The sequence below is a fragment of the Rhizobium sp. AG855 genome (genome assembly GCF_003610655.1).
Taxonomy (GTDB): Bacteria; Pseudomonadota; Alphaproteobacteria; order Rhizobiales; family Rhizobiaceae; genus Allorhizobium; species Allorhizobium wuzhouense.
On record NZ_RAQG01000003.1, the window covers coordinates 1,175,208 to 1,197,651 of the forward strand.

Consider the following 22,444-nt stretch of genomic DNA (forward strand, 5'->3'; position numbering starts at 1 on the left):
GATGTCCGGCCATCACCACGACCACCATGATCATGGACATGATCACCACCACGACAACCAGTATTCGGACATGCAGGCGCGGGTGAAGGCGCTCGAAACGCTGCTGACCGAAAAGGGCTTGATCGATCCGGATGCGATCGATGCGATCGTCGAGACCTACGAGACGAAGGTGGGGCCGAGGAACGGTGCGCGGGTTGTGGCCAAGGCCTGGGCCGATCCCGCATTCGCTGGCTGGCTGAAGCGCGATGCGACGGAAGCGATCGCAAGCCTCGGCTATACGGGTCGACAGGGCGAGCACATGCGGGCTGTGTTCAACACGCCCGACACCCACAATCTCGTCGTCTGCACCCTGTGCTCCTGTTACCCGTGGTCGGTGCTCGGGCTGCCGCCGGTCTGGTACAAGGCGCCGGCCTATCGCTCGCGGGCGGTGATCGATCCGCGCGGCGTGCTGGCCGAGTTCGGCGTGACCCTGCCGGCAACCGTGGGCATCAGGGTGTGGGATTCGACGGCGGAGCTGCGGTATCTGGTCGTGCCTGAGCGCCCTGCCGGTACGGAAGCATACAGTGAAGATCAACTCGCCGACCTCGTGACCCGCGACTCGATGATCGGCACCGCTCTGGCCCGTTCACCGGAGGTTACGCGATGAACGGGCCTCATGATCTTGGTGGCCAGATGGGTTTCGGGCCTGTGGCGCCGGAAAAGGACGAACCCACTTTCCACGCTGAATGGGAGAAGCGCGCTCTCGGCATCACGCTGTCCTGCGGGGCTTTCGGAGCCTGGTCGATCGACGAGAGCCGGCATGCACGGGAGAACATTCCACCTGCCAGTTATCTGGCCGCCAGCTACTATGAGGTCTGGATCCGCGGCATCGACATGTTGCTCGAACGGCATGGTTTCGCGACCGCCGAGGAACTTTCAACAGGTCGGCATCTGGAACAGGGCCGTGCGCCGAAACGTGTCCTGAAAGCCGAGATGGTCGACGCCGTGCTGGCCCGCGGCGGGCCTTGCGACCGCCCTGTCGAGACGGAACCGAAGTTCGGCGTGGGTGACCGCGTGCGCACCAAGAATTTCCATCCCACGGGTCACACGCGCCTGCCGCGTTATGCGCGGGCAAAGACGGGTGTCATCGAGGCGGTGCAGGGCAGCTTCGTTTTCCCTGATGACAATGCCCATGGACGGGGTGAAAACCCGCAATGGGTCTACACGGTCGTGTTCACGGGAGACGAGATCTGGGGCGAGGGCGCCGATCCGACGCTGACCGTCTCTGTTGATGCCTGGGAGAGCTATCTTGAGCGTGTGTGAGACGGTGACGGATCTTGCGGAATCGCCGGGCTTGCCGCGTTCGCCCGAAGGGGCGCCCGTCTTTGCCGAACCCTGGCATGCGCAGGCCTTCGCCATGACCGTGCATCTGCATGCGCGCGGCGTGTTCAGCTGGACGGAATGGGCAGAGGGCCTGTCTGTCGAAGTGCACCGACCGGGGCGGACGGCTGACGGTTCCGATTATTTCGACGCCTGGGTCGCGGCACTGGCGGGACTGCTGGAGCGCAAGGGGCTTGCCGATCGCGAGATAGTCGAGGCTTTGCGCGAAAGCTGGCAGCGCGCGGCGGAGGCGACGCCGCATGGTGCGCCGATTGAGCTTTCCAACGACCCGCTCAGGAGCTGATGTCCACGATTTGTTCTGATTTTCCCGGCTTTGGCCTTGCATCGGGCCAACGAATCCGCGCATGACCTAAGCCATGCAATTCGCGCCCCAGCAAGACGAGGCCCTCAAGGCCGTTTCGAAATGGCTGAAGGAGGGGAAATCCCCCGTCTTCCGGCTGTTCGGCTATGCCGGTACGGGCAAGACGACGCTCGCCAAACATTTCGCCGAACATGTGGACGGCGACGTTCTGTTTGCCGCCTTCACCGGCAAGGCGGCGCAGGTGCTGCGCTCGCGCGGGGCCTCCAATGCCAAGACCATTCATTCGCTGATCTACCGCCCGCGCGGCGAGGAGGCGGTGGAGGACGAGGAAACCGGCAAGACGTCGATTGCACCGATGTTCTCGATCAACCGCCAAAGCCCGGTCGCCAAGGCCGCGCTGATCGTCATCGACGAATGCTCGATGGTCGATGAGGCGCTCGGACGCGACCTGATGAGTTTCGGTACGCCGATCCTTGTGCTGGGCGATCCTGGCCAGTTGCCACCCGTCTCGGGTGGCGGCTTCTTCACCGACCAGGAACCGGATTATCTGCTGACGGACATTCATCGTCAGGCACGGGACAATCCGATCATCCAGCTCGCGATGCATATTCGTGAGGGCAAGGAGATCATGTATGGCGACTATGGCACCACGGCGCGGGTGATCTCGAAGAACGAGGTGACGCAGGACCTGGTGCTCGGGGCCGATCAGGTGCTGGTCGGCACCAACAAGACGCGGCGGCGCTACAATATGCGCCTGCGCGAATTAAAGGGTTTTACCGTCGACTATCCGCAGGCCGGCGACAAACTGGTGTGTTTGCGGAACGATCAGGTGAAGGGCCTGCTCAACGGCTCGCTCTGGCAGGTGATGACCTCGTCGCGCGAGACGGTGAAGCCGGGCATCAACCTTCTGATCAAGCCTGAAGACGACGACATGGATCGCGGGGCGGCGAAGATCAAGCTTCTGAAGGCGGCCTTTGAGGATATCGAGACCGAAGTGCCGTGGTCGACGCGCAAGCGTTACGACGAGTTCGACTACGGTTACGCGCTGACGGTCCACAAGGCCCAAGGCTCGCAGTGGAACGACGTCGTCCTGTTCGACGAGAGCTGGGCGTTTCGCGATACGCGCGAGCGCTGGCTCTATACGGCTGTCACCCGCGCGGCAGAGACGCTTACCATCGTCCGGTGAATGTCTCCAACCGGCTCAGTTCGCTTTGAACGTTGCCAGTGTTGCCATCAGATCCATCATGTCCTTATTGGATGCGCTGGCAATTTCGGAGAGCGTTTTTGTCAGGTCGGCTGCGGTGAAACCCTTCGCCTTGAGTGCCTCGACGATCTCACTTTCGGATTTGCCGAGCAGCGGTGCGACCTGGCCGGGGGTGCCTGACGCGACCACATTCACCATGGCAAAGGCCGGATTGCCGCCGGTGCCGGTGGCAGTACCCGTGATGGCCGGCCAGGCGAAGGCGAGGCTCGCGACGAGACAGAGGGTAAGCGATATGGCCATCGGAAGGCGCTTGAAATAGGCAAGGAATGGCCGCCAGTTTTTCCAGACATGCAGCAAGAAGGGCAGGATCAGCACCATGCTCAGCCATTCATGCATCTCGCGGAAGGCTGCGGTTCCATAGTGGAAAAAGAGCGAAGTCCCCGAAATCAGGGAGATGAGAAAGAGCCCGGTGGTGAAAGGCGTGGCGTAACGTTGGAGATAAGTCGGCATGACGCACCTGCGGAATGTTGATGACCCGCCGGTTCTAGAACTCGCAAAGACGTGCGTCCCGTTACAAAGTCTCCACCTTTGACGAAGGACAAGCGACAGCTTCAGCTTACGACGATGCCGAGAAGAACAGCCTTGGCCACGGCCTGAAAACGGTTCTGAGCCCCGACTTTTTCGACGATCGTCTTCTCCAGTTCTTCCACTTCGGGGATCTTCATCTCGAGGATCCGGGCGATGCGAATGGTCGTGTAGCCTTCGGCCATGAGCTGCAGGCAACTGTGTTCCGGTTCCGAGAGTTCGGGACTGGCCTGTTTTGGTGTCCGACGAAGGCCGACCACATCCTCGTTTTCCAGAAGCGCGTTCACCTGCTGCAACTGCCTGTGCACCATGGAAAGGCCAGCTGCGAGCTCCCGGCGCCGGGTGGAGAGGGCGTCCTCGAAGATCAGGTTGGCTTCTGCCTTGGATTTGGCCGAGGCGAGCAGTTCGAAGAGGTCCTGGATGACGGAAATCGGCATGCCGATCTCGCGGCAGACGTTGATCACGGCCATGCGGGCGATATCACCCTGTTGATAAACGCGCATGAGGCCGATGCGGCTGGCCTCGATCAGCCCCTTTTCTTCATAGAAGTGCAGGGTGCGGTGGGTGACCCCGAAGCGTTCTGCCATGTCGGCGATGGCCACCGGTTCCGTCGGCAGGTCCTGTGGAACCATGATGTCCGGCAGAATGATGTCGCGCCGTTTGCGGCCGGATGGTTTTGAAATAGGTTGCAAATGGTGTGGTCCGTTCGGCATGTCCCCTCCATGTCGCTGCAGCGGTCCGCCCTTTGACTGAACGGTTCCCGCCTCTTCCTGTCGTCCTGCTCCTTCTCTTCCACCGCCTGTCTCTGGCGACAGATTCGCTGCCGTAAATTCAATCTACACGATATATTCGATGATGTTAAAATAACTTTGTCGGCAGGACTGTAATGGTCAGTGAGGCGACGGAAGTGCCGTTCCGCCTGTTCAGGCGTGGCTGGAGCTGAGCGCCAGCAAATGCGGGATTTCCACCAGCGCTTCGCTGGCGTTTTCAAGACCCGGCCATTCCTGCTGGTGCTTGCGCGCGCGCAGATAAGCGGCATCCGACCGGTCGAGACTGTAGCGGTAGGTTGCATCGAGGCACAGCATGGCGCTCGTCGAGAGACCAAGTTCGTGGCAGAACCGATAGATGCGGCCGGGAATGGTCAGATTGGCGCCGGCAAATTCATTGGCGGCGGCACCCAGTTTCAGGATGTCTTCGCAATCCGTGATCGAATTGTTGTCGTCGAGCAGTTGCGCGCCTGATCGAGGGTGGCGCAGGCTGATATCCAGCGTTGTATGATCTCGCTGTTTGACGGTCAGCTCGAAATGGAGGGGATCGGCCCATTGATCCGATGCCGGCAGACCTAGGCTGGCGGGTGCGATACAGACCGCCCAGAGCCTGTGCTCCCAAAGCCGTATGGCATTGACGAAGATTGAGCTGCGATCCTCGGAGCCGGATGTTGGCACAATGAAGAGTTGCGGAAGTCCCGGGACCAGACCCAGTGCGTCGCCACGTGCCCGGCGAGCGATGGTCGCAAGATCCTGGATGCTGCCGGGGGCATCGATCTTCGAGGATCGTTGAGGACCGGCCCATTCGTAGATCGGCACGTAGCCACCGAGCGGAATGCGGATCCGCAGGGGCTCGTCACGCCCCTCTTCGGCGTAAAAGAGATTGAGCAGCTTGCGAAGCTTGCCAGCCTGCACGCGGACGAGTGGATCGGTGCCAGGATCGAAACCTTCGTCGCGGCTGAAGACGTCGATCCCGATGGTGTAACCCTTCAATTGATGGGCGAGGCCGAGTTGCTCCATTTCCACGACGAACTTCAGGAAGCACCGCAACCGTTCGGAGCGCGCGAAGGTGCGGCTCCGGAGCACCTTCTGCAGGGCTTCCGCGACCGTTCCGTTATCGATCCTCAATCCGGTTGTCATGCATGCTCCAAGCCGTGGCGACGCAACTTGCGCGTCCCGTACCGCGTCGATGCAGGATTTGTGCGATCCGTCACAATGATTAAGCTGACTAATGGAAACGGCGCGCGGGTCAATACCCTAAAGTCTAGGAGGCCGAAGCGCATTTTTGGGCTTTTTTCACCCATCAGCCGCGCCAATCAGTCCATCTGCAATTCTGGTTGGTCTTCTGGCGCAGGATGTCTTACATCTGCGGCCTTCAATATCCCCGCCTTGGAACAAACATCATGCCCGCCAAGCTCTCCGTGAACCTCAATGCCATCGCAATGCTGCGCAACCGTCGCGACCTTCCCTGGCCGAATGTTGCCCATCTTGGACGGATCGCGCTTCAATCAGGTGCGAGCGGGCTGACCGTGCATCCGCGACCCGATGAGCGGCATATCCGTTTCTCCGATCTGCCGGTTCTGCGGGCGCTGATCGACGACGAATTCCCGACGGCCGAATTCAATATAGAGGGTTATCCGAGCGAGGAATTCCTGGCGCTTTGCGAGGCAACGGAGCCGGAGCAGGTGACACTGGTTCCGGATGACCCTTCGCAGGCGACTTCGGACCATGGCTGGGATCTGCACGCGCATCAGGAGTTCCTGAAGCGTGTCGTCGGGCGCTTGCGCGGTCGCGGTATGCGTGTCTCGCTTTTCGTCGACGGTGACGGACGGGCGGAGCCGATGCGGCTTGCAAAGACAACAGGCACGGATCGGGTTGAGCTCTACACGGGCCCGTATGGTGGCTGCTTCGACGATCCGGATGCCGCGCAACGCGAGGTCGAGCGGCTTGGCCAGACGGCCGATGCGGCGAAGGCGGAGGGGCTGGACGTCAATGCGGGCCATGACCTCACCGTTGCAAATCTGCCGTTGCTCGCCAAACGCATCCCGCATCTGGCGGAAGTATCGATCGGGCATGGATTGACGGCGGACGCGCTCGAATACGGTATGGCGGAGACTGTGCGGCGCTTCTGTCGAGCCTGCGGTCAGGCGATCTGAGCGATCGCCTGAGCCTCAACTATCATCAGGCGGCGCGCATGTCGCTTGACGCTTTAAGGGCGAAGCTGACGGCAGCTTCGGCATGGATCGTGGTGGAATCATAGCCGGTGAGCGGCAGTGCCGCTGGGTCGAGGATCAGGCAGATCTCCGTGCAACCGAGAATGACGCTGTCAGCGCCTTGCGCCTTGGCTTTTTCGATGATGGCGACAAGCCTTTGACGTGAGGCGTCGAGCACTTGCCCGGCGCAGAGTTCGTCGAAGATGATGTTGTGAGTTGCGGTGCGCCCCTCGGCATCAGGCACCATGATCTCAAGCCCATGACGCTTCATCCGCTCGGCATAGAAGGGCTGTTCCATCGTATAACGGGTGGCAAGCAGCAGCGGGCGCTTTGCCCCGCCGGCCTTCAGCGCATGGGCAGTTTCATCGATAATGTTGATGAGCGGCACGTTCAGGCGTGCCTCGACCTCGTCGGCGACCATATGCATGGTGTTGGTGCAGATCAGGACGCAGGCGGCGCCTGCCTTTTCCAGGCCAGATGCGACATCACCCAAGCGCTTGGCCGCGAGATCCCAGCGCCCGGCCTTCTGCAGGGTCACGATCTCCTCGAAATTGACCGAATGCATGAGGACCTCTGCGGAGGAGAGCCCACCCAATCGGTTGCGCACGGCTTCGTTGACCTGGCGATAATAGACTGCGGAGCTTTCAAAGCTCATTCCGCCGATGAGGCCAATCGTCTTCATGTCTCGTCTCCTCGTTTGACCAGATCATGATGACGCGGAAGAGTTGGGATGGGGTTGCAAAATTTCCGATGCTGGTGAGGCTTGGCGCCGTTGTAGGGGCGCTATATGAATGAGGTGCGCCGAATTTTTGCGCAACATTGCTTTAGTGCAGGGAGAGCCGGCGTGATTGACGAAAGAGACAGGAAGATTCTCGAGCTTCTGCAGCGGGATGCGTCCATTGCCGTTTCGGACCTCGCGGAGCGTGTAGCACTGTCGACATCGGCCTGCTCACGGCGAATCCAGAAGCTGGAAGAGCAGGGATATATCGCTCGACGCATCGTGGTGCTCGATCGCGACAAATGTGGTGTGCCGACCACTGTCTATGCCTTGGTGAAGACGGCACATCACGCTGATGACTGGATCGAGGAGTTTCGCCGCGCCATCAGCGACATTACGGAAATCGTGGAGGCCCACCGGCTGACGGGCCACTACGATTATATCCTGAAGATGGTACTTCCGCGTGTCGAGCACTACGATGTCGTCTATCGACGGCTGGTCAAGCGGGTCGAGCTGTTCGACGTTTCGGCGTCCATTTCGATGGAAACGCTGAAGCACGGATTGGCCGTGCCGGTCGATTACGCGCGGTGACCTATTCGGGCTTTGGCAGCGCCTTGTCACCCCGGCACTGGCTGATCGGGAGCTGCTTGACGCTGTAGATGGCGGTGATGCGTCCGACGAAGCTGTCGCCGTAATCGGCGCTGCGCTCTGTCTCTGCCTGGATGCAGCCGCAGGCATAACCGTAATAACCATTTGTCTGGACAAAATCGCCAGTGGTGAAATCGGGCATGTTTTCCATGCCGAGTGGTTCCTGCTCCGAGCCCTGCGCCATCAACATCCAGGAGCCTTCGCCATCATCCAGCCAGTAATTGCCAGGCGTGGGGTTCTGGATCCAGCCACAGCGGTTTTCCTTGGCGAAGACTGTCGCGGTCGCGGCGATGGTCAAGGCGAATGACAGAATGAAGAGGGTTGCGCGCATGTCGGGCTCCTTGTTTGTTGCCCGACAATAGACACGGGCCTCCATGGTGGGGAATGACCAAGTTTGGAGCGGCGCGCAAAAACGCGAAAAACCCCGGAGCGTGCTCCGGGGTTTTTGCCACGCTCTGATGGATATCAGGATGCGTTGGAGATCGAGCGGTTGACGAGGGTCACCGACTTGTCGGCGTTGACCTTGTAGATCTCGCGAACGTCACGGCCGTCACCGTTGGAGAAGGTGTGGAAGAAGGTCGAACCGGCAGGTGCCTTTTCGAGCTGAACGTTGGCGTTGTCATAGGTGATCGAACCCGGGATCGGCTGGACGGCGGCGAAAGCGGCCGAGCCGGCAGCGAGGGAGATCAGAGCGGCAGAAATGATGGTCTTCATGGTCGTATTCCTTTTTCGATGAAGGCGGCGGCTCGGGGCGGTGGAACGGGGCGAGCCTGCCGCTCAAATTGCGTCTAGAGAGACGCGTTCATGCTGGCGCTTCGGATTAGGAAGCGTTGGAGATCGTGCGGTTGACGAGGGTCACGGTCTTGTCGGCGTTGACCTTGTAGACTTCGTTGACGTCACGACCGTCACCGTTGGAGAAGGTGTGGAAGAAGGTCGAACCGGCAGGTGCTTTTTCGAGCTGGACGTTGGCATTGTCATAGGTGATCGAACCCGGGATCGGCTGGACGGCGGCAAAAGCGGCCGAGCCGGCAACGAGGGAGATCAGGGCGGCGGAAATGATGGTCTTCATGGTCGTATTCCTTTTCGTTTGGGGGCGGTCGGTTCGGCTAAAGGGGGGAGGGCCGAGCCAACCGCTTGAGGTCTTCGCGTCTTGGGAGGCGCTTAACGGGGGACGCTTCTGATTTAAGAAGCGTTGGAGATCGTGCGGCTGACGAGGGTCACGGTCTTGTCGACGTTGACCTTGTAGACTTCGTTGACGTCACGACCGTCACCGTTGGAGAAGGTGTGGAAGAAGGTCGAACCAACAGGAGCCTTTTCGAGCTGAACGTTGGCGTTGTCGTAGGTGATCGAGCCCGGGATCGGCTGGACGGCGGCGAAAGCGGCCGAACCGGCAGCAAGCGAGATCAGGGCTGCAGAAATGATGGTCTTCATGGTCGTATTCCTTTTCGTTGGGGACGGTCGGTTCGGCTAAAGGGGGGAGGGCCGAGCCGACCGCTCAGTGCGTCTTGGGAGGCGCGTTATGCGGGAGGCTGCTCGATTAGGAAGCGTTGGAGATCGAGCGGTTGACGAGGGTCACCGACTTGTCGGCGTTGACCTTGTAGATCTCGCGAACGTCACGACCGTCACCGTTGGAGAAGGTGTGGAAGAAGGTCGAACCGGCGGGAGCCTTTTCGAGCTGGACGTTGGCGTTGTCATAGGTGATCGAACCCGGGATCGGCTGGACGGCGGCGAAAGCGGCCGAGCCGGCAGCAAGCGAGATCAGGGCGGCGGAAATGATGGTCTTCATGGTCGTATTCCTTATCGTGAATTGAGCTGGCTTTATGATCTGCAGCTCAGGATTGTGATTGAGCGCGTGGTTCACCTGTTTTCAGAGGGTGTCTTGGTCAGTCGTTCGACATGGAGCGAGAAACCAGGGACACCGTCCGATCTGAATTCACCTTGTAGACCTCGTGGACTTCGGAGCCTTTGAAGTAAAAGGTGTGAAAGAAGTTCGAACCGGCCGGAGCCTGTTCAAGCCGGGGCTGCGCACCGCCATATGTGATCGAACCGGAGATCGGCTCTAGCGCAAATGCGGCCGTCGTTCCTGCGAAGGTCGTAAAGAGTGCTGCTGCAATCATCTTCATCGTCGTGTACCTTTAGAACCTTGTTCAATCGAACTGTGCGGTTCGATGATGCTGATTTGGCGCAGGGCGGCGGGGAAATCAATACCCCTTTGCGCACAATCGAACTGACTGGTTCGGTGAAAGTACCCGGTATCACAAAAGGTACTTGAAATTTAAAGCATTCAAATTCAATGACTTAAGTCGTCATTTTGCCGTCATTTAACTATGACATATAACGATTATTTTTTATTTGCTTCACCCTTTTGTGAGAGGCCGGCATCGGCTCTGGCGGTTGTCTGACGGTGAAGGCTGTGCACACGGCCCGTGCGTTTGCGCAAAAGACGGTCACGTCCGCGACGCAGATGCCGTAAATTTCTCCAAAGTGCTCTTGACCTTGCTGATCGCTCCAGACATAAAAGGTGGCGAACCGTACCGTACGGTACCAGGAGCCTTCCATGTCGACCGACAATCCGACCTCCGAATTTACGCCGCGCCAGAATGCCGTTCTGGCAGAGGCTCTGCGTTTGCTCGTTGAAGGTGGGGACAAGGCCGTGACGACGGCTGGCCTCGCACGGGCGGCCAATTGCTCCAAGGAAAGTCTCTACAAGTGGTTCGGCGATCGTGACGGCCTGCTGTCGGCGATGATCTCCTACCAGGCGAGCAAGGTGCGCACCTTCGAGCGTCCGGGCGAGCGGCTGACCGTCGCGAGCCTCATCGAACATCTGGAGGTCTTCGCGCATGACCTTCTTGAGGTGCTGGCGGGCGATGTGTCCCTGGCGCTGAACCGCCTTGCGATTGGGCAGTCCAGCCGTGACGGATCGAAGCTCGGGACCTTGCTGCTCGAGCGCGGCCGTCGCCAGATTGACCGCCGGGCGCGGGCGCTGCTGGATGCCGGCCAGCGTGACGGCCTGCTGCGCTTCGGCGACGGGGAAGACGCCTATCGCACCCTTTATGGTCTGATCGTCAGCGACCTGCATGTGCGCATGCTGCTCGGCGAAGCACCCCAGACACAGAAATTCGGCGCCCGTGCTGCGAAAGCCGTCTCGGCTTTCCTCGCGCTCTATGGCACTGACCGCGTTTCGGCGGGACTGGACGGAAATTCCCGTACCGGTTCGTCGATCAACAACATCCACCACAACTGACAAGCATAGGGAAGGACACTACAATGCGCGTCTATTACGATCGTGATGCGGACTTGAACCTGATCAAGTCCAAAAAGGTTGCCATCATCGGCTACGGTTCCCAGGGCCGCGCACATGCGCTGAACCTGAAGGATTCGGGCGCACAGAACGTCGTGATCGCGCTGAAGGCCGGTTCCGCCACGATCAAGAAGGCCGAAGCCGACGGCTTCAAGGTCATGACCGTTGCTGAAGCCGCTGCCTGGGCCGACCTGATGATGATGGCGACGCCTGACGAACTGCAGGCCGACATCTACAAGGCCGACATCGCCGGCAACATCCGTGACGGCGCGGCCATCGCGTTTGCCCATGGCCTGAACGTGCATTTCGGCCTGATCGAGCCGAAGTCGACCGTCGACGTCGTCATGATCGCGCCGAAGGGCCCGGGCCATACGGTTCGCGGCGAATACCAGAAGGGCGGCGGCGTTCCCTGCCTCGTTGCCATCCATCACAATGCTTCGGGCAATGCCCTTGAACTCGCTCTCTCCTACGCCTGTGGCGTTGGTGGCGGCCGTTCGGGCATCATCGAAACCTCGTTCAAGGAAGAGTGCGAAACCGACCTCTTCGGCGAACAGGTCGTTCTCTGCGGCGGTCTGGTCGAACTGATCCGCGCCGGCTTCGAGACGCTGGTCGAAGGCGGCTATGCGCCGGAAATGGCCTATTTCGAGTGCCTGCACGAAGTGAAGCTGATCGTCGACCTGATCTATGAAGGCGGCATCGCCAACATGAACTACTCGATCTCCAACACGGCCGAGTGGGGCGAATACGTCACCGGTCCGCGCATCATCACGGCTGAAACCAAGGCTGAAATGAAGCGCGTCCTGCACGACATCCAGACCGGCAAGTTCACCTCGGACTGGATGCAGGAATATCGCGCCGGTGCTGCCCGCTTCAAGGGCATCCGCCGCATGAACGACAGCCACCAGATCGAAGAAGTCGGCGCGAAGCTGCGCGCGATGATGCCCTGGATCGGCAAGAACAAGCTGGTCGACAAGGCGAAGAACTAAGCCCTTCGCATCTGTCTGATACGACAAAGCCGGGGAGGGCGACCTCTCCGGCTTTTTCGCGTCCGATCCATCAATGGGGCGGGCGTCGCCTCATGCGACGACCCGATGCCCTGTCGCGACGCGGGCCGCGAAAAGCAGCATGCCGAGGATCGTCAGCAGCGAGCCGGCGATCGCCGGTCCCTCAGTCATGCCGAGAACGGCCATCGCAACGCCTGGGATCATGATCCAGAGGCCGAGCGTGGCCACGCCGACATGGATCTTCGCCAGCCGCGTTTCTGCTGCGGCCGGGACGGAGTGATAATACAGACCGTAAATGGCCATCGATACCCAACCCAGGAGGTTGAGGTGCGCATGGGTCGTCATCAGCGTGTGGTCGTGCGAGGCGGCCATGACCATTCCGAAGGCCATGCCGGCCAAGCCATAGACGGCTGCTGATACAATACAGAAATATGCCAATCCGCGCATGAGGCGAACCTTTCGAGACAGGATTCGTGAAAGTCTGGTGGGATGCACCAGGCGTGCTTGAATGTCCGATGCGGCCCTTAGTGGTGCGGCGTCGGCAGGATGGTGATGCCGAAGCGCTCGGCTTCCGTCGTGAGATGCGCGACGTCGGGTGCTCCCATCGGCGGGAAGACATGCGGCTCGGCGTTCACGGGTTCGCCGACGGCCTTGAAGAAATTCTCATGCGGGCCGCCCGGCAGGTTGATGATCAGCATCCTGGACGGTGTGCTCGCGGCGTTGCGGAACGCGTGAACCACGCCGGGGGCCACATAGACGAATTCTCCGGGGCCGCAACGACGCCAGGTCTCACCCAGCATGAATTCGAAGGTGCCTTCGGTGACGAGAAACGCTTCCGCGTCGGCCTGAAGGTGGGGCGGTGCGCCAGCGCCCGGGGCTGAGCAGGATTCCACGATGGAGAACATGCCTCCCGTGTCGGCCGCGCGGGCACGGAATGTCAGAAGGCTACCCAAAAAGTGGACTGTTTGCGGGTGGTCGGTCGTTGCGTTTGCGATTGTCGTACTCATCTTGCATTTCCTCTCCTTTGTGATACTTTATCCCGTAATGAGATTATTGTCTCATAATGAGGTGGAAATGAGCAGTCAAGAGAAAAGTTTCGAGCGCATCAACCAGAAGCGGCGGACGCGTGCGGAGTTGCTCCGTGCGGCCCGTGAACTCACGGAGCGCGGCGCGCAACCGTCCGTGGCTGAGGTCGCGGACCACGCCGGGATCTCCCGTGCCACGGCCTATCGCTACTTCTCCAAGCCGGAGGAAATGATCCGCGAAGCTGTGCTCGACGCGGTTGCCACGTCGATCCGCATCGAGCCTGTTGCGTCCGGTGAGGAGCCTGAGGCTGTCGGGCTGCAGTTGCAAGTCCTGGTCGGCCGCATCTTCGACATGGTCCACGAGAACGAACCGATGTTTCGGGCGCTTCTCGCCAGCACGGTCACCGGCGACAGCAAGGTGAAGCGCGGGGCGCGGCGGATCGGATGGCTGACGGAGGCGCTCGAACCCCTGCAGCCGCAACTGCCGCCGCGCGATTTCCAGCGCCTGATCTACGCCCTTTCGCTCCTGACGGGCATTGAAACGCTGGTCGTGCTGAAGGATGTTTGCGGACTGAACGTGCAGGAGGCGCGCGAGACCACCCTCTGGGCTGCAAAAACCATGCTGGCTGGGCTCATCGGCGGTCAATGTGCTTCCGCGCCGGACTGATCACAGCGGGGAGCGCCAGAGCGCAGTGATCAGGCCGTCACGTCCGTCTGGTTTGTTCGTTCGATCATGCGTGCGCAGTTGCGCCCGGCCTGCTTGGCCGCATAAAGCCCCTGGTCGGCGCGGTTGATGAGGGCGTGCACGCAGTCATCGGTGCAGTCCATGGTGGCAAGGCCAATGCTGACGGTCAATGCCGCTGCTGGTAGCGCTAACTCCGGAAAGTCCAAAGCGGATGCCATCGCCAGGATGTGCGCTGCGAAGATTTCGGCCTCCTGCCGGCTCGCCCCCGGCATGACGATGGCAAATTCCTCACCGCCGTAACGGGCGGGAGAATAGGACCGGGCTTCGCACTCCTCCTTCAGCATGCGACCCACCCTGCGAAGGCAATCGTCGCCGGCGAGGTGACCAAATGTGTCGTTGAAACGCTTGAAGTGGTCGACGTCGAGAAGGAGCAGGGACAGGCTCGCACCCGACGCTGTCGTCTTGTCGACCTCTGTCTGGAGGCTGGCATCGAAACTGCGCCGGTTGGCAAGGCCCGTGAGGTCGTCAGTTGCCGCATGGCGCATCAGTTGCTCGTTGGCACGGCGCAGCTTCTCGTTGCTCTGCGCGAGTTCCAGGACCAGGGTGTCCGTCTGCCGCTCGGCGGCGGCGCGGGCCTGCTCGAGGTCGACCAGTCGCGTCATATAGCTGGCCTGGAACGCGACATAGGCCAGACAGATGGGGAGCATCAGCCAATTGTCCTCGCTGAGGGCGGTGGCATTGAAGATGCCAATCATGATCAGAATGACCAGCACGGTGGAGGCCGGCGCCATATAGGCGCGTGCGGCGCAGGACTGGACAATGCCGCAGCCGACGGCCAGCACCACCACCTGCGCTTCAGGACCCGAACCGCGATAAAGGATCGCGATCGAGGTTCCCCAGGCAATGCCGGACAGGAGCGAGATGACGACAAAGCCAAGGAGCCAATGCTTGAACTCCGCATCTTCGGCGCGCCGGCGATATCGGTAATCCGCTGCAAAGCGCATCATGAGCTGGAGAGCCAGGATGACCGCGACGACAATCACCTTGTCGCTGCGACCCTCCGAATAGGGCAGGACGGAAGCGCACAGAATAGCCGCCGCTGCGAAGAGGTGCGGAAGGATCTTATAGAGTTCTGTCAGCTTTTCCCACGGAGGTGGTTGCCCCTTGTCGTTTGCGCCCACCATCGGGATAGCGAGTGTCGCAAACAGTGGTGGTCTGGAGCGTTCTGGCATGAGCGATTCGGTTTCCAATTTGACTTCTGATAACCCAAATTCTGCTAATATTCATGGGAATTAACGATGCGCAATTGCGTCAAATTTCGGCGGTGGCAGGAGGTCGCATTTCCGTCAAGTGCCGATAGGTCAGCATTGTTGACCTATCGGGGTTTTCGTGATCTTGTATGAGAATAACGACAAGCCTTGAGGAAACCCCGATGCTGAACTGGGACCATGTCTTTGCGACGCGTGCCTCGCGCATGCGCGCCTCTGAAATCCGCGAATTGCTGAAACTGCTCGATCGCCCGGAGATCATATCCTTTGCCGGCGGCATTCCTGATCCGGCCCTGTTTCCGACGCAAGCGTTCGAGGCGGCCTATGCGGAGATCTTCGCGGGCGGTCAGGCGGCGTCGGCACTGCAGTACTCGGTTTCCGAAGGTTATCTGCCGCTGCGTCAATGGCTGCAGAAGGAGATGGCCCGGCTCGGCATCGAATGCGGTGTCGACAATATCTTCATCACCTCGGGTTCGCAGCAGGCGTTGGATTATCTCGGCAAGCTGATGCTCTCGCCGCGGGATACGGCGCTCGTCAACTGGCCGACTTATCTGGGCGCACTGCAGGCCTTCAATGCCTATGAGCCGACCTATGATCAACTGAGCTTCGGCAATCGCACACCGGACAGCTACCGGGCGGCGGCCGACAATGCCGGGGGGGAGGTCAAGTTTGCCTATCTCTCCTCGGACTTTGCCAATCCAACCGGTCAGACGGTCACGCAGGAAGAACGTCTCGCCTTGCTTTCACTGGCCGACGAACTGGATGTTCCGATCATCGAAGACGCGGCCTATCAGCATCTGCGCTACAACGGAGAGGCGGTGCGAGCGATTTTGTCGCTCGACATCGAGCGCAGCGGGTCGATCGAAGACACGAGAACCATCTATTGCGGCAGCTTCTCCAAGACCCTCGCACCGGGGCTGCGCGTCGGCTACGTCGTTGCTGCGACCCCGGTCATTCGCAAACTGGTGTTGATGAAGCAGGCGGCGGATCTGCATTCCTCGTCGATCAACCAGATCGCCATCACCCATGTTGCAGAGCGCCATTTCGACGCGCAGGTGGCCAAGATCAGGGGCGCCTATTCAGCACGACGTGACGCCATGCTGAAGGCGCTGGCTGCCCATATGCCGGCGGGGACGAGCTGGACCGAGCCGGAAGGCGGCATGTTCATCTGGGTGACGCTGCCGGAGGGGCTGGATGGTACCGAACTGTTGGCACGATCGGTGGAGACGGAGAAAGTGGCTTTCGTTCCGGGGCAGGCCTTCTTTGCCGACCGCTCGGGGACGAATACGCTGAGATTGTCCTTCTCTTGTGCCAATGAGGCGATGATTGCGGAAGGTATCAAGCGGTTGGGGCGTCTGATTGCCGGGAGCCTGCCGGCTGCCGCCTGAGGCATGGGCTCGCGGATCGCGCGTGGGAGATATCTCGATCTCTGTGGCGCGGTCCGCATTCCGCTCGGCAGACCTCCTTCACGGTTGCCCGTCTTCGGGTGGCGTGATTGATTGGGGCACCTGCCCCTTGGAGGCCGATCCGGAATCACGCCATGACGCTTCGCATAGCCAGCTTCAACATCGAAAACCTCGTCGCGCGCTTCGATTTCACCGGCTTTCGCAACCAGTTGCGCTCGGACCGCGTGCTGAAGCTCTTCGAGATCCGCAGCGAGGTTGACTACCAGCGGCTGGAGGCGGCGCGAGTCGTCGCGGCCACCGACGATACCCGGCAATTGTCGGCACTCGCCATCGCCGACACCGATGCCGACATCCTGTGCCTGCAGGAAGTCGACAACATGGAAGCGCTGAAGGCCTTCGAATACGGCTATCTCTTCCGCATGGTCGGCTCCGGCTATCGGCAGAAATATCTGGTGGAAGGCAATGACAGCCGCGGGATCGATGTCGCGGTGCTGATGCGCGAGGAGACTCGGCATGGCGAGCGGATCGAGGTGCAGGACGTCAAGAGCCACGCCGCGCTGACCTACCACGACCTCAATCTCTATACGCCGGCCCTCGGCCCCAATCTCCAACCGCAGGACCGGATCTTCAAGCGCGACTGCCTCGAACTCGATCTCCTCATCGGCGGGCGTCCTCTGACGGTCTATGTCGTGCATTTCAAGTCGATGACCAACGGGCGCGACGGCGCCGACGGGCGGGCCAGCACGATGCCGGTGCGCGAGGCCGAGGTGAGGGCGGTTCGTCATATCATCGAAAACCGTTTCGGCCGCGACCATGCACGCGAGCGCAATTTCGTCATTTGCGGTGACATGAACGACTACCAGGAGAGGATCGACGTCATCGGCGACCGTCGCCACGGATACGAGTTTGCACCGCGCGACGGGCTTGCGAGTGCACTCGACATTTTTTCACAAGATGGTTTTGTCGAGAACGTGATGCGACGACGCGATGTCTTCGACCGCTGGACGCTCTACCACGCGCGCGGGCCGGAGGAGCAGCATCTTTGCCAACTCGACTACATCTGGCTGTCTGCGGGCCTCGCCAGGGCCAATCCGAAGGCGGTGCCCGACATCATCCGCAACGGCCAGCCGTTTCGCACGCCGTTCCCGCCAGGACAGGCGGTCGAGCGCTATCCGCGAATCGGCTGGGACCGACCCAAGGCATCGGATCACTGCCCGGTGGCCATTTCCCTCCATCTGCCCTAGGAGCCGTCATGATCGATGTGGATATCGGTCTGCCGATGGACGGACGCGTCGTGCCCGTGCGAGGGCTCGACCTCCGCGTGGATGACGCCCCGCATCCGCTGGAACTGGCGCATGCTGATGCCATCGCCGCCCATTGGCGCGACGAACAGGCCGCCAACCCTGCGCTCTACAATGGACGGCTGATCCTGCAGCGGGAGATGCAAGTCGACAATGGTTTCGTCCGAGCGGTCGGGCACGAGGCCTCCTTTGCCTGTTTCCTCTGGTGGCGAAAACAAACGGAACAGTTGGGCGCCTGTCACCTTTTTGGCTATCCTGTGCTCGTCGCAGGTGACGGCGCGCTGGTCGCGATCGAAATGGCGCCGCATACCGCCAATGCCGGACAGGTCTATTTCGCGGCGGGCTCTCTCGATCCGTCCGATGTCATTGACGGCTGTTGCGATCTGGCCGGCAATATGCGCCGTGAAGTGCTGGAGGAAACCGGGCTCGACCTCGCCGATGCCGCTGCAGATCCGGTGCTCTATGCGAGCTATCGGCCGCACAAGCTGACACTTCTGCGGGTCCACCGTTTTGCGGAGCCGGCGGAAAGCCTGGTTGCGCGCATCGAACACTTCGCGAGGACGGTGGCAGAGCAGGAGATCGCAAGAGCTGTTGCCATCCGCAGTGCGGATCGCAGTGCAAATCGGTATAGCCCCGCCATGTTGCCAATCCTCGATTGGTACTTCGCGGCCATGCCCTGAAGCTGCTTTCTTGCCTTGGCGGAGTTGCTCGGGCAGTGTGGCGGCGAGCGTGACCTTCAGAGCGGAGACGGCCCGTGGCGAGACAGTATGCCATTTATGACGTATTCACCGATCGCAAACTTGCGGGCAATCCGCTTGCCGTGATCTTTGATGGGGAGGGGTTGTCGGATGAGGCGATGCAATCCGTTGCGGCCGAACTGAACCTCTCGGAAACCGTCTTCGTGCAGCCCGCCGATCATGCGGCCCACACTGCCCGGCTGCGAATCTTCACGCCCGGCCGAGAACTGCCCTTTGCCGGACATCCAACCGTGGGCGCGGCCATCGCCCTTGCCGAGCGCAGCTATGCCGGTAGTCAGGACAGCCTCGACCTTGTCTCCATGCTTGAGGAGAACATCGGGCCCGTGCGTTGTGCGGTGCGGCTGCGCGAGGGCGAGGCAAGCTTTTGTGAATTCGATTTGCCCCGGCTTTCGACCCGTCACCAGTTGTCGCTGGACCCTCAGGGCCTCGCTGACGCCTTGTCCCTGCAGGCGAGCGCCATCGGCTTCGAAAATCACATTCCGACCGTCTGGAGTGCCGGTGTGCCCTTTCTGCTGGTGCCAGTCCACGATCTCTCCGCCGTGGAAAGGCTCGAATTCGATCCGCATCTCTGGGAGCGGGTGGCGCCGATGAGCGAGGGGCGCCTGACATCGGCTTATGTCTATTGTCGAGGCGGGGTGCATCATGCCGCAAAGTTTCATGCGCGCATGTTTTCTCCCGATATGGGGATTGCCGAGGACCCCGCTACGGGATCTGCCGTCGCCGCGCTCTCTGGCGCGATCCACCATTTCGACGCGCTTCCCGACGGCCATCATCCGCTGATGATCGAGCAGGGTGTGGAGATGGGACGGCCCTCTCATATTCATCTGCATGTGGATGTGAAGGATGGCGCCGTGTCACGCGCCCGGATCGGCGGACAGGCCGTGCAGATTGCGTCCGGCGAACTGTTTCTTTGAAAAACAAAGATAATTTCGCTTCTGCGAAATTTTTTTGACCAGAAGGCCAAGATTTTTTGCAGACGCGCTGGACAAGGTCCCGGATCATGTTTATACGCCCGGTCACGCCACCGGAAACGGAGCGGACGCCACCAAAAACGGCGCGGTCGGGTGATTAGCTCAGTTGGTAGAGCAGCTGACTCTTAATCAGCGGGTCGTAGGTTCGAGCCCTACATCACCCACCAAATTCTCTTTCCACGTCAATGGTTTTCGTCGATTGCCTCAGGTTTTGCCTGAAGCGCTGCGGCGCAGAACTCTTTTCATAACCGAAAATTTTCCTGAGCCGTCGCGGTGAAGATCGGCGCTTTCTTGCGGGCCGGGCTTTAACGCCTGTATGCGTGCGTCTGTCCGCCCTTTGCCGACTCGGCGCGGTCGTTGGAATGGTCATTCGCTTTCAAGGATGCGCCTCTGCGACACCAGCGCACCCTCGGACTCGCACGATAACGTGGCGCGGCGTTTGACCGGTGTATCAGTCTGTCGTCGTTATTCGCCGGCGATCAGTTCGGAAGCGCGATTTTCCTTTGCCACGAATTCATCCAGGGACATGTTGTCGAGGATCGTCGCGATCGCGTCGCGGACTTCGGTCATGGAAAGCCGGACCTGACAGGTTTCGGGATCTGCGCAGTCATCGCAGGTCTCAAAGGCCGTGCGGCTCGCGCAACGGATCGGCGCGAGCGGACCATCAAGCGCGCGTATCACCTGGCCAATGCGGATTTCGGCGGCTGGCTTCGACAGGGAATAACCGCCATTCGGGCCCTTTTTGGACCGCAAAATTCCAGTGTTCCGCAGTTCCAGCAGGATGGTGTCCAGGAACTTCTTGGGAATATTGTTGCGGGCAGCGATTTCCGTGACGAAAGCGGTCTCGCCTGGCGCCAGTCGTGCAAGATCGACCAGAGCCTTCAGTCCGTACTTGCCTTTTTTCGTGAGCATTTTGATGCCTGGAGGTTCGCGTGCGGTGGGAGGAAACTACCATTTCCTAGTTAGTAAATAGTTTTTACCGGAATGCTTCTCAAGGCTCGTGTCGGGATTTGCCGCTTGTGCTGCTCATTTTCACTGGCAACGTTGCAAAATCGCCCATGGTGTCCGATGCCTGCAGGATCATCTATTTCTATTGAGTCCATCAGGAATGGAAGAATTTTCCTTTCATTGGCTTTTGCCGACGCTATGAATGGCGACGTGGTGCTGCGACGGTTGCTCCGGGGAGATGTGTATGAAAAGCGTGAGCAGAAGCAGTTGGCGGCAGCCGAGCATCTTGCCTGGATTTGGTCTGACGCTGGGCTATACCCTCGTCTATCTCACGCTGATCATTCTCATTCCGCTCGCCGCACTCGTCATTCGGGCAAGCTCCCTGGGGTTTCAGGATTTCTTCGCAGTCCTTATGGATGAGCGAACCTTGCTGGCGCTCCGGATCTCCTTCGGAGCTGCACTGATCGCTGCTCTGGTGAATGTGGTATTCGGCGTCTTGGTCGCCTGGGTCCTCGTTCGCTACGATTTTCCAGGGCGCCGGTTGCTGGACGCAATCGTTGATCTGCCCTTCGCGCTGCCGACGGCCGTTGCCGGCATCGCGCTTGCCGCGCTCTATGCGAACAATGGCTGGATCGGCGCCTTGTTTGCGCCGCTCGGGATCAAGATCGCCTTCACACCGGCCGGCATCGTCGTCGCCTTGATCTTCATCGGACTGCCGTTTGTGGTGCGAACCGTGCAACCCGTGATGGAAGAGGTCGACCGCGAGGTGGAAGAGGCCGCAGCGACGCTCGGCGCCAACCGTTTCCAGACCGTGCGGCTCGTGGTGCTGCCATCCCTGCTGCCGGCTATCCTCACCGGCTTCGCGCTCGCCTTTGCGCGTGCCGTCGGCGAATACGGCTCGGTTATCTTCATCGCCGGCAACATTCCCTATGTTTCGGAGATCGCGCCGCTTCTGATCGTGATCCGGCTGGAAGAATTCAACTATGCCGGCGCGACTGCCATTGCCGCGATCATGCTGATCATTTCGTTTGCCATGCTCTTCCTGATCAATCTGCTGCAGGCCTGGAGCCGTCGGAGGTACTCCAATGTCCGCTGATCTGCGTCCACGATTTCGCGATCCGGCCACCGAGACGCCGTTTGCACGCGTCGTGCTGATTGCCATAGCTGTTTTCTTCATGGCGGTGATTTTGTTGCTGCCACTGGTTCTGGTCTTCATCGAAGCCTTTCGCCGCGGTGCGCTGGCGTTCTTCGAGGCGCTGGCCGAGCCAGACACGCTGTCTGCCATCCGGTTGACGCTGACGGTGGCCGCCATCGCCGTGCCTCTCAACCTCGTCTTCGGGGTTTGTGCGGCCTGGGCCATCGCCAAGTTCGAATTTCGCGGCAAGTCGTTTCTGACGACGCTGATCGATCTGCCGTTCTCGATCTCGCCGGTCATCTCGGGTCTCGTCTACGTGCTGCTCTTTGGCGCAAACAGCTTTCTGGGTCCGATCTTGAAATCCTGGGGCATCGAGATCCTCTTCGCCATTCCGGGGATCGTGCTTGCCACTGTCTTCGTGACCTTCCCGTTCGTGGCGCGCGAACTCATTCCGTTGATGCAGGAGCAGGGGACGGGGGACGAGGAAGCGGCGCTGTCGCTCGGGGCTTCCGGCTGGCAGACCTTCTGGTATGTGACGCTGCCGAACATCAAATGGGGTCTGCTTTACGGCGTGCTGCTCTGCAACGCCCGTGCCATGGGCGAATTCGGTGCCGTCTCCGTCGTCTCCGGCCATATTCGCGGACTGACCGAGACCATGCCGCTGCATGTCGAGGTTCTCTACAACGAATACAATTTTGTCGCGGCGTTCGCCGTATCGACCCTCCTGGCTCTCCTCGCGCTCGTGACGCTGGCGCTGAAGACGATCCTCGAGATCCGGTACAGTGCCGAACTTTCCGGCACTCGCAAGCACTGAAAGGTTCCCCTC

Annotated in this window: 29 protein-coding genes and 1 tRNA gene; 16 read left to right on the plus strand and 14 right to left on the minus strand. The window is 60.4% G+C overall.

The window, feature by feature from the left end:
• Position 1: 1 nt before the first annotated feature.
• The 4 genes from nthA (at position 2) to DFO46_RS05705 (ending at position 2,867) form a co-directional block, all read left to right on the plus strand.
• Positions 2-646, plus strand: coding sequence for a nitrile hydratase subunit alpha (nthA, locus tag DFO46_RS05690; RefSeq protein ID WP_120276640.1), 645 nt, complete (start codon positions 2-4; stop codon positions 644-646).
• The gene (gene nthB / locus DFO46_RS05695; RefSeq protein ID WP_120276641.1) at positions 643-1,302 is read left to right on the plus strand and encodes a nitrile hydratase subunit beta; all 660 of its coding nucleotides are present in this window, start codon (positions 643-645) and stop codon (positions 1,300-1,302) included. Before nthA ends, nthB begins: the two co-directional genes overlap by 4 nt.
• Positions 1,289-1,663, plus strand: coding sequence for a nitrile hydratase accessory protein (locus DFO46_RS05700; protein WP_120276642.1), 375 nt, complete (start codon positions 1,289-1,291; stop codon positions 1,661-1,663). Before nthB ends, DFO46_RS05700 begins: the two co-directional genes overlap by 14 nt.
• 73 nt (positions 1,664-1,736) lie before the next feature.
• Entirely contained in the window at positions 1,737-2,867 is a 1,131-nt protein-coding gene (locus tag DFO46_RS05705) for an ATP-dependent RecD-like DNA helicase (RefSeq protein ID WP_120276643.1), read from the plus strand.
• A gap of 15 nt (positions 2,868-2,882) precedes the next feature.
• Here DFO46_RS05705 and DFO46_RS05710 read toward each other — a convergent pair whose 3' ends face one another.
• The 3 genes from DFO46_RS05710 to DFO46_RS05720 form a co-directional block, all read right to left on the minus strand.
• Positions 2,883-3,395 carry a DUF4405 domain-containing protein gene (locus DFO46_RS05710; protein ID WP_120276644.1) on the minus strand — a complete coding sequence of 171 codons (513 nt, stop codon included), beginning with the start codon at positions 3,393-3,395 and terminating at the stop codon, positions 2,883-2,885.
• 101 nt (positions 3,396-3,496) lie between these two features.
• Complete coding sequence (locus DFO46_RS05715; RefSeq protein ID WP_120276645.1) at positions 3,497-4,183, minus strand: MerR family transcriptional regulator; 687 nt, start codon at positions 4,181-4,183, stop codon at positions 3,497-3,499.
• A gap of 210 nt (positions 4,184-4,393) precedes the next feature.
• Complete coding sequence (locus DFO46_RS05720; protein ID WP_120276646.1) at positions 4,394-5,377, minus strand: hypothetical protein; 984 nt, start codon at positions 5,375-5,377, stop codon at positions 4,394-4,396.
• A 263-nt stretch (positions 5,378-5,640) separates the two neighbouring features.
• Here DFO46_RS05720 and DFO46_RS05725 point away from each other — a divergent pair, with 263 nt between their 5' ends.
• Positions 5,641-6,393, plus strand: coding sequence for a pyridoxine 5'-phosphate synthase (locus tag DFO46_RS05725; RefSeq protein WP_120276647.1), 753 nt, complete (start codon positions 5,641-5,643; stop codon positions 6,391-6,393).
• Between the two features lie 25 nt (positions 6,394-6,418).
• On the opposite strand, the gene DFO46_RS05730 is transcribed toward DFO46_RS05725, so the two are convergent.
• Complete coding sequence (locus DFO46_RS05730; protein ID WP_120276648.1) at positions 6,419-7,132, minus strand: aspartate/glutamate racemase family protein; 714 nt, start codon at positions 7,130-7,132, stop codon at positions 6,419-6,421.
• A 162-nt stretch (positions 7,133-7,294) separates the two neighbouring features.
• On the opposite strand from DFO46_RS05730, the gene DFO46_RS05735 reads away from it, so the two are divergent.
• Positions 7,295-7,759 (plus strand): Lrp/AsnC family transcriptional regulator, encoded by a 465-nt coding sequence (locus DFO46_RS05735; protein ID WP_120276649.1) that lies wholly within the window; start codon positions 7,295-7,297, stop codon positions 7,757-7,759.
• A 1-nt stretch (position 7,760) separates the two neighbouring features.
• On the opposite strand, the gene DFO46_RS05740 is transcribed toward DFO46_RS05735, so the two are convergent.
• From DFO46_RS05740 to DFO46_RS05765, 6 genes are all read right to left on the minus strand, one after another.
• Positions 7,761-8,147 carry a DUF4087 domain-containing protein gene (locus DFO46_RS05740; protein WP_120276650.1) on the minus strand — a complete coding sequence of 129 codons (387 nt, stop codon included), beginning with the start codon at positions 8,145-8,147 and terminating at the stop codon, positions 7,761-7,763.
• Between the two features lie 134 nt (positions 8,148-8,281).
• Entirely contained in the window at positions 8,282-8,530 is a 249-nt protein-coding gene (locus DFO46_RS05745; RefSeq protein WP_110790715.1) for a hypothetical protein, read from the minus strand.
• A 106-nt stretch (positions 8,531-8,636) separates the two neighbouring features.
• The gene (locus DFO46_RS05750; protein ID WP_110790717.1) at positions 8,637-8,885 is read right to left on the minus strand and encodes a hypothetical protein; all 249 of its coding nucleotides are present in this window, start codon (positions 8,883-8,885) and stop codon (positions 8,637-8,639) included.
• Positions 8,886-8,998: 113 nt separating this feature from the next.
• Positions 8,999-9,247, minus strand: a complete 249-nt coding sequence (locus tag DFO46_RS05755; RefSeq protein WP_120276651.1) for a hypothetical protein — start codon at positions 9,245-9,247, stop codon at positions 8,999-9,001.
• Between the two features lie 106 nt (positions 9,248-9,353).
• Positions 9,354-9,602 carry a hypothetical protein gene (locus DFO46_RS05760; protein WP_110790715.1) on the minus strand — a complete coding sequence of 83 codons (249 nt, stop codon included), beginning with the start codon at positions 9,600-9,602 and terminating at the stop codon, positions 9,354-9,356.
• 97 nt (positions 9,603-9,699) lie between these two features.
• Positions 9,700-9,939 carry a hypothetical protein gene (locus DFO46_RS05765; protein ID WP_120276652.1) on the minus strand — a complete coding sequence of 80 codons (240 nt, stop codon included), beginning with the start codon at positions 9,937-9,939 and terminating at the stop codon, positions 9,700-9,702.
• 434 nt (positions 9,940-10,373) lie between these two features.
• On the opposite strand from DFO46_RS05765, the gene DFO46_RS05770 reads away from it, so the two are divergent.
• Both DFO46_RS05770 and ilvC read left to right on the plus strand, forming a co-directional pair.
• Positions 10,374-11,060, plus strand: coding sequence for a TetR/AcrR family transcriptional regulator (locus DFO46_RS05770; protein WP_110790713.1), 687 nt, complete (start codon positions 10,374-10,376; stop codon positions 11,058-11,060).
• 23 nt (positions 11,061-11,083) lie between these two features.
• The gene (gene ilvC, locus DFO46_RS05775) at positions 11,084-12,103 is read left to right on the plus strand and encodes a ketol-acid reductoisomerase (protein ID WP_062278836.1); all 1,020 of its coding nucleotides are present in this window, start codon (positions 11,084-11,086) and stop codon (positions 12,101-12,103) included.
• A gap of 90 nt (positions 12,104-12,193) precedes the next feature.
• Here the strand turns inward: ilvC and DFO46_RS05780 are convergent, their stop codons facing one another.
• Positions 12,194-12,568 carry a hypothetical protein gene (locus DFO46_RS05780; protein WP_120276653.1) on the minus strand — a complete coding sequence of 125 codons (375 nt, stop codon included), beginning with the start codon at positions 12,566-12,568 and terminating at the stop codon, positions 12,194-12,196.
• A 77-nt stretch (positions 12,569-12,645) separates the two neighbouring features.
• Positions 12,646-13,128, minus strand: a complete 483-nt coding sequence (locus DFO46_RS05785; protein ID WP_120276654.1) for a cupin domain-containing protein — start codon at positions 13,126-13,128, stop codon at positions 12,646-12,648.
• A gap of 67 nt (positions 13,129-13,195) precedes the next feature.
• Between DFO46_RS05785 and DFO46_RS05790 the strand changes: the two genes are divergently transcribed.
• Positions 13,196-13,813, plus strand: coding sequence for a TetR/AcrR family transcriptional regulator (locus tag DFO46_RS05790; protein ID WP_120276655.1), 618 nt, complete (start codon positions 13,196-13,198; stop codon positions 13,811-13,813).
• 29 nt (positions 13,814-13,842) lie between these two features.
• Here the strand turns inward: DFO46_RS05790 and DFO46_RS05795 are convergent, their stop codons facing one another.
• Complete coding sequence (locus tag DFO46_RS05795; RefSeq protein WP_147412741.1) at positions 13,843-15,063, minus strand: GGDEF domain-containing protein; 1,221 nt, start codon at positions 15,061-15,063, stop codon at positions 13,843-13,845.
• 200 nt (positions 15,064-15,263) lie between these two features.
• Here DFO46_RS05795 and DFO46_RS05800 point away from each other — a divergent pair, with 200 nt between their 5' ends.
• From DFO46_RS05800 to DFO46_RS05820, 5 genes are all read left to right on the plus strand, one after another.
• Positions 15,264-16,487, plus strand: coding sequence for a PLP-dependent aminotransferase family protein (locus DFO46_RS05800; protein WP_120276657.1), 1,224 nt, complete (start codon positions 15,264-15,266; stop codon positions 16,485-16,487).
• Positions 16,488-16,639: 152 nt separating this feature from the next.
• A complete protein-coding gene (locus DFO46_RS05805; protein WP_120276658.1) occupies positions 16,640-17,749 on the plus strand; it encodes an endonuclease/exonuclease/phosphatase family protein in 1,110 nt (369 codons plus the stop codon).
• A gap of 8 nt (positions 17,750-17,757) precedes the next feature.
• A complete protein-coding gene (locus DFO46_RS05810) occupies positions 17,758-18,486 on the plus strand; it encodes an NUDIX hydrolase (RefSeq protein ID WP_120276659.1) in 729 nt (242 codons plus the stop codon).
• Positions 18,487-18,560: 74 nt separating this feature from the next.
• Positions 18,561-19,478 carry a PhzF family phenazine biosynthesis protein gene (locus DFO46_RS05815; RefSeq protein ID WP_110790705.1) on the plus strand — a complete coding sequence of 306 codons (918 nt, stop codon included), beginning with the start codon at positions 18,561-18,563 and terminating at the stop codon, positions 19,476-19,478.
• A gap of 148 nt (positions 19,479-19,626) precedes the next feature.
• Positions 19,627-19,702, plus strand: a tRNA-Lys gene (locus DFO46_RS05820).
• A gap of 298 nt (positions 19,703-20,000) precedes the next feature.
• Here the strand turns inward: DFO46_RS05820 and DFO46_RS05825 are convergent.
• Positions 20,001-20,447: an Rrf2 family transcriptional regulator gene (locus DFO46_RS05825; protein ID WP_120276660.1), complete on the minus strand. Its 447-nt coding sequence runs from the start codon at positions 20,445-20,447 to the stop codon at positions 20,001-20,003.
• 274 nt (positions 20,448-20,721) lie between these two features.
• Here DFO46_RS05825 and cysT point away from each other — a divergent pair, with 274 nt between their 5' ends.
• Positions 20,722-21,579, plus strand: coding sequence for a sulfate ABC transporter permease subunit CysT (gene cysT, locus DFO46_RS05830; protein ID WP_110790703.1), 858 nt, complete (start codon positions 20,722-20,724; stop codon positions 21,577-21,579).
• Positions 21,569-22,432: a sulfate ABC transporter permease subunit CysW gene (gene cysW / locus DFO46_RS05835; protein WP_110790702.1), complete on the plus strand. Its 864-nt coding sequence runs from the start codon at positions 21,569-21,571 to the stop codon at positions 22,430-22,432. Before cysT ends, cysW begins: the two co-directional genes overlap by 11 nt.
• Positions 22,433-22,444: the final 12 nt, after the last annotated feature.

Coding starts and splice junctions, on each gene's coding strand:
- DFO46_RS05800 (WP_120276657.1), top strand. CDS start 15,264: ATGCTGAACTGGGACCATGTCTTTGCGACGCGTGCCTCGCGCATGCGC.
- DFO46_RS05770 (WP_110790713.1), top strand. CDS start 10,374: ATGTCGACCGACAATCCGACCTCCGAATTTACGCCGCGCCAGAATGCC.
- DFO46_RS05760 (WP_110790715.1), bottom strand. CDS start 9,602: ATGAAGACCATCATTTCCGCCGCCCTGATCTCGCTTGCTGCCGGCTCG.
- DFO46_RS05715 (WP_120276645.1), bottom strand. CDS start 4,183: ATGCCGAACGGACCACACCATTTGCAACCTATTTCAAAACCATCCGGC.
- ilvC (WP_062278836.1), top strand. CDS start 11,084: ATGCGCGTCTATTACGATCGTGATGCGGACTTGAACCTGATCAAGTCC.
- DFO46_RS05755 (WP_120276651.1), bottom strand. CDS start 9,247: ATGAAGACCATCATTTCTGCAGCCCTGATCTCGCTTGCTGCCGGTTCG.
- DFO46_RS05785 (WP_120276654.1), bottom strand. CDS start 13,128: ATGAGTACGACAATCGCAAACGCAACGACCGACCACCCGCAAACAGTC.
- DFO46_RS05720 (WP_120276646.1), bottom strand. CDS start 5,377: ATGACAACCGGATTGAGGATCGATAACGGAACGGTCGCGGAAGCCCTG.
- DFO46_RS05745 (WP_110790715.1), bottom strand. CDS start 8,530: ATGAAGACCATCATTTCTGCCGCTCTGATCTCCCTCGCTGCCGGCTCG.
- DFO46_RS05790 (WP_120276655.1), top strand. CDS start 13,196: ATGAGCAGTCAAGAGAAAAGTTTCGAGCGCATCAACCAGAAGCGGCGG.
- DFO46_RS05730 (WP_120276648.1), bottom strand. CDS start 7,132: ATGAAGACGATTGGCCTCATCGGCGGAATGAGCTTTGAAAGCTCCGCA.
- DFO46_RS05780 (WP_120276653.1), bottom strand. CDS start 12,568: ATGCGCGGATTGGCATATTTCTGTATTGTATCAGCAGCCGTCTATGGC.
- DFO46_RS05750 (WP_110790717.1), bottom strand. CDS start 8,885: ATGAAGACCATCATTTCCGCCGCCCTGATCTCCCTCGTTGCCGGCTCG.
- nthB (WP_120276641.1), top strand. CDS start 643: ATGAACGGGCCTCATGATCTTGGTGGCCAGATGGGTTTCGGGCCTGTG.
- DFO46_RS05765 (WP_120276652.1), bottom strand. CDS start 9,939: ATGAAGATGATTGCAGCAGCACTCTTTACGACCTTCGCAGGAACGACG.
- DFO46_RS05795 (WP_147412741.1), bottom strand. CDS start 15,063: ATGCCAGAACGCTCCAGACCACCACTGTTTGCGACACTCGCTATCCCG.
- cysT (WP_110790703.1), top strand. CDS start 20,722: ATGTGTATGAAAAGCGTGAGCAGAAGCAGTTGGCGGCAGCCGAGCATC.
- DFO46_RS05740 (WP_120276650.1), bottom strand. CDS start 8,147: ATGCGCGCAACCCTCTTCATTCTGTCATTCGCCTTGACCATCGCCGCG.
- nthA (WP_120276640.1), top strand. CDS start 2: ATGTCCGGCCATCACCACGACCACCATGATCATGGACATGATCACCAC.
- cysW (WP_110790702.1), top strand. CDS start 21,569: ATGTCCGCTGATCTGCGTCCACGATTTCGCGATCCGGCCACCGAGACG.
- DFO46_RS05705 (WP_120276643.1), top strand. CDS start 1,737: ATGCAATTCGCGCCCCAGCAAGACGAGGCCCTCAAGGCCGTTTCGAAA.
- DFO46_RS05710 (WP_120276644.1), bottom strand. CDS start 3,395: ATGCCGACTTATCTCCAACGTTACGCCACGCCTTTCACCACCGGGCTC.
- DFO46_RS05725 (WP_120276647.1), top strand. CDS start 5,641: ATGCCCGCCAAGCTCTCCGTGAACCTCAATGCCATCGCAATGCTGCGC.
- DFO46_RS05825 (WP_120276660.1), bottom strand. CDS start 20,447: ATGCTCACGAAAAAAGGCAAGTACGGACTGAAGGCTCTGGTCGATCTT.
- DFO46_RS05810 (WP_120276659.1), top strand. CDS start 17,758: ATGATCGATGTGGATATCGGTCTGCCGATGGACGGACGCGTCGTGCCC.
- DFO46_RS05805 (WP_120276658.1), top strand. CDS start 16,640: ATGACGCTTCGCATAGCCAGCTTCAACATCGAAAACCTCGTCGCGCGC.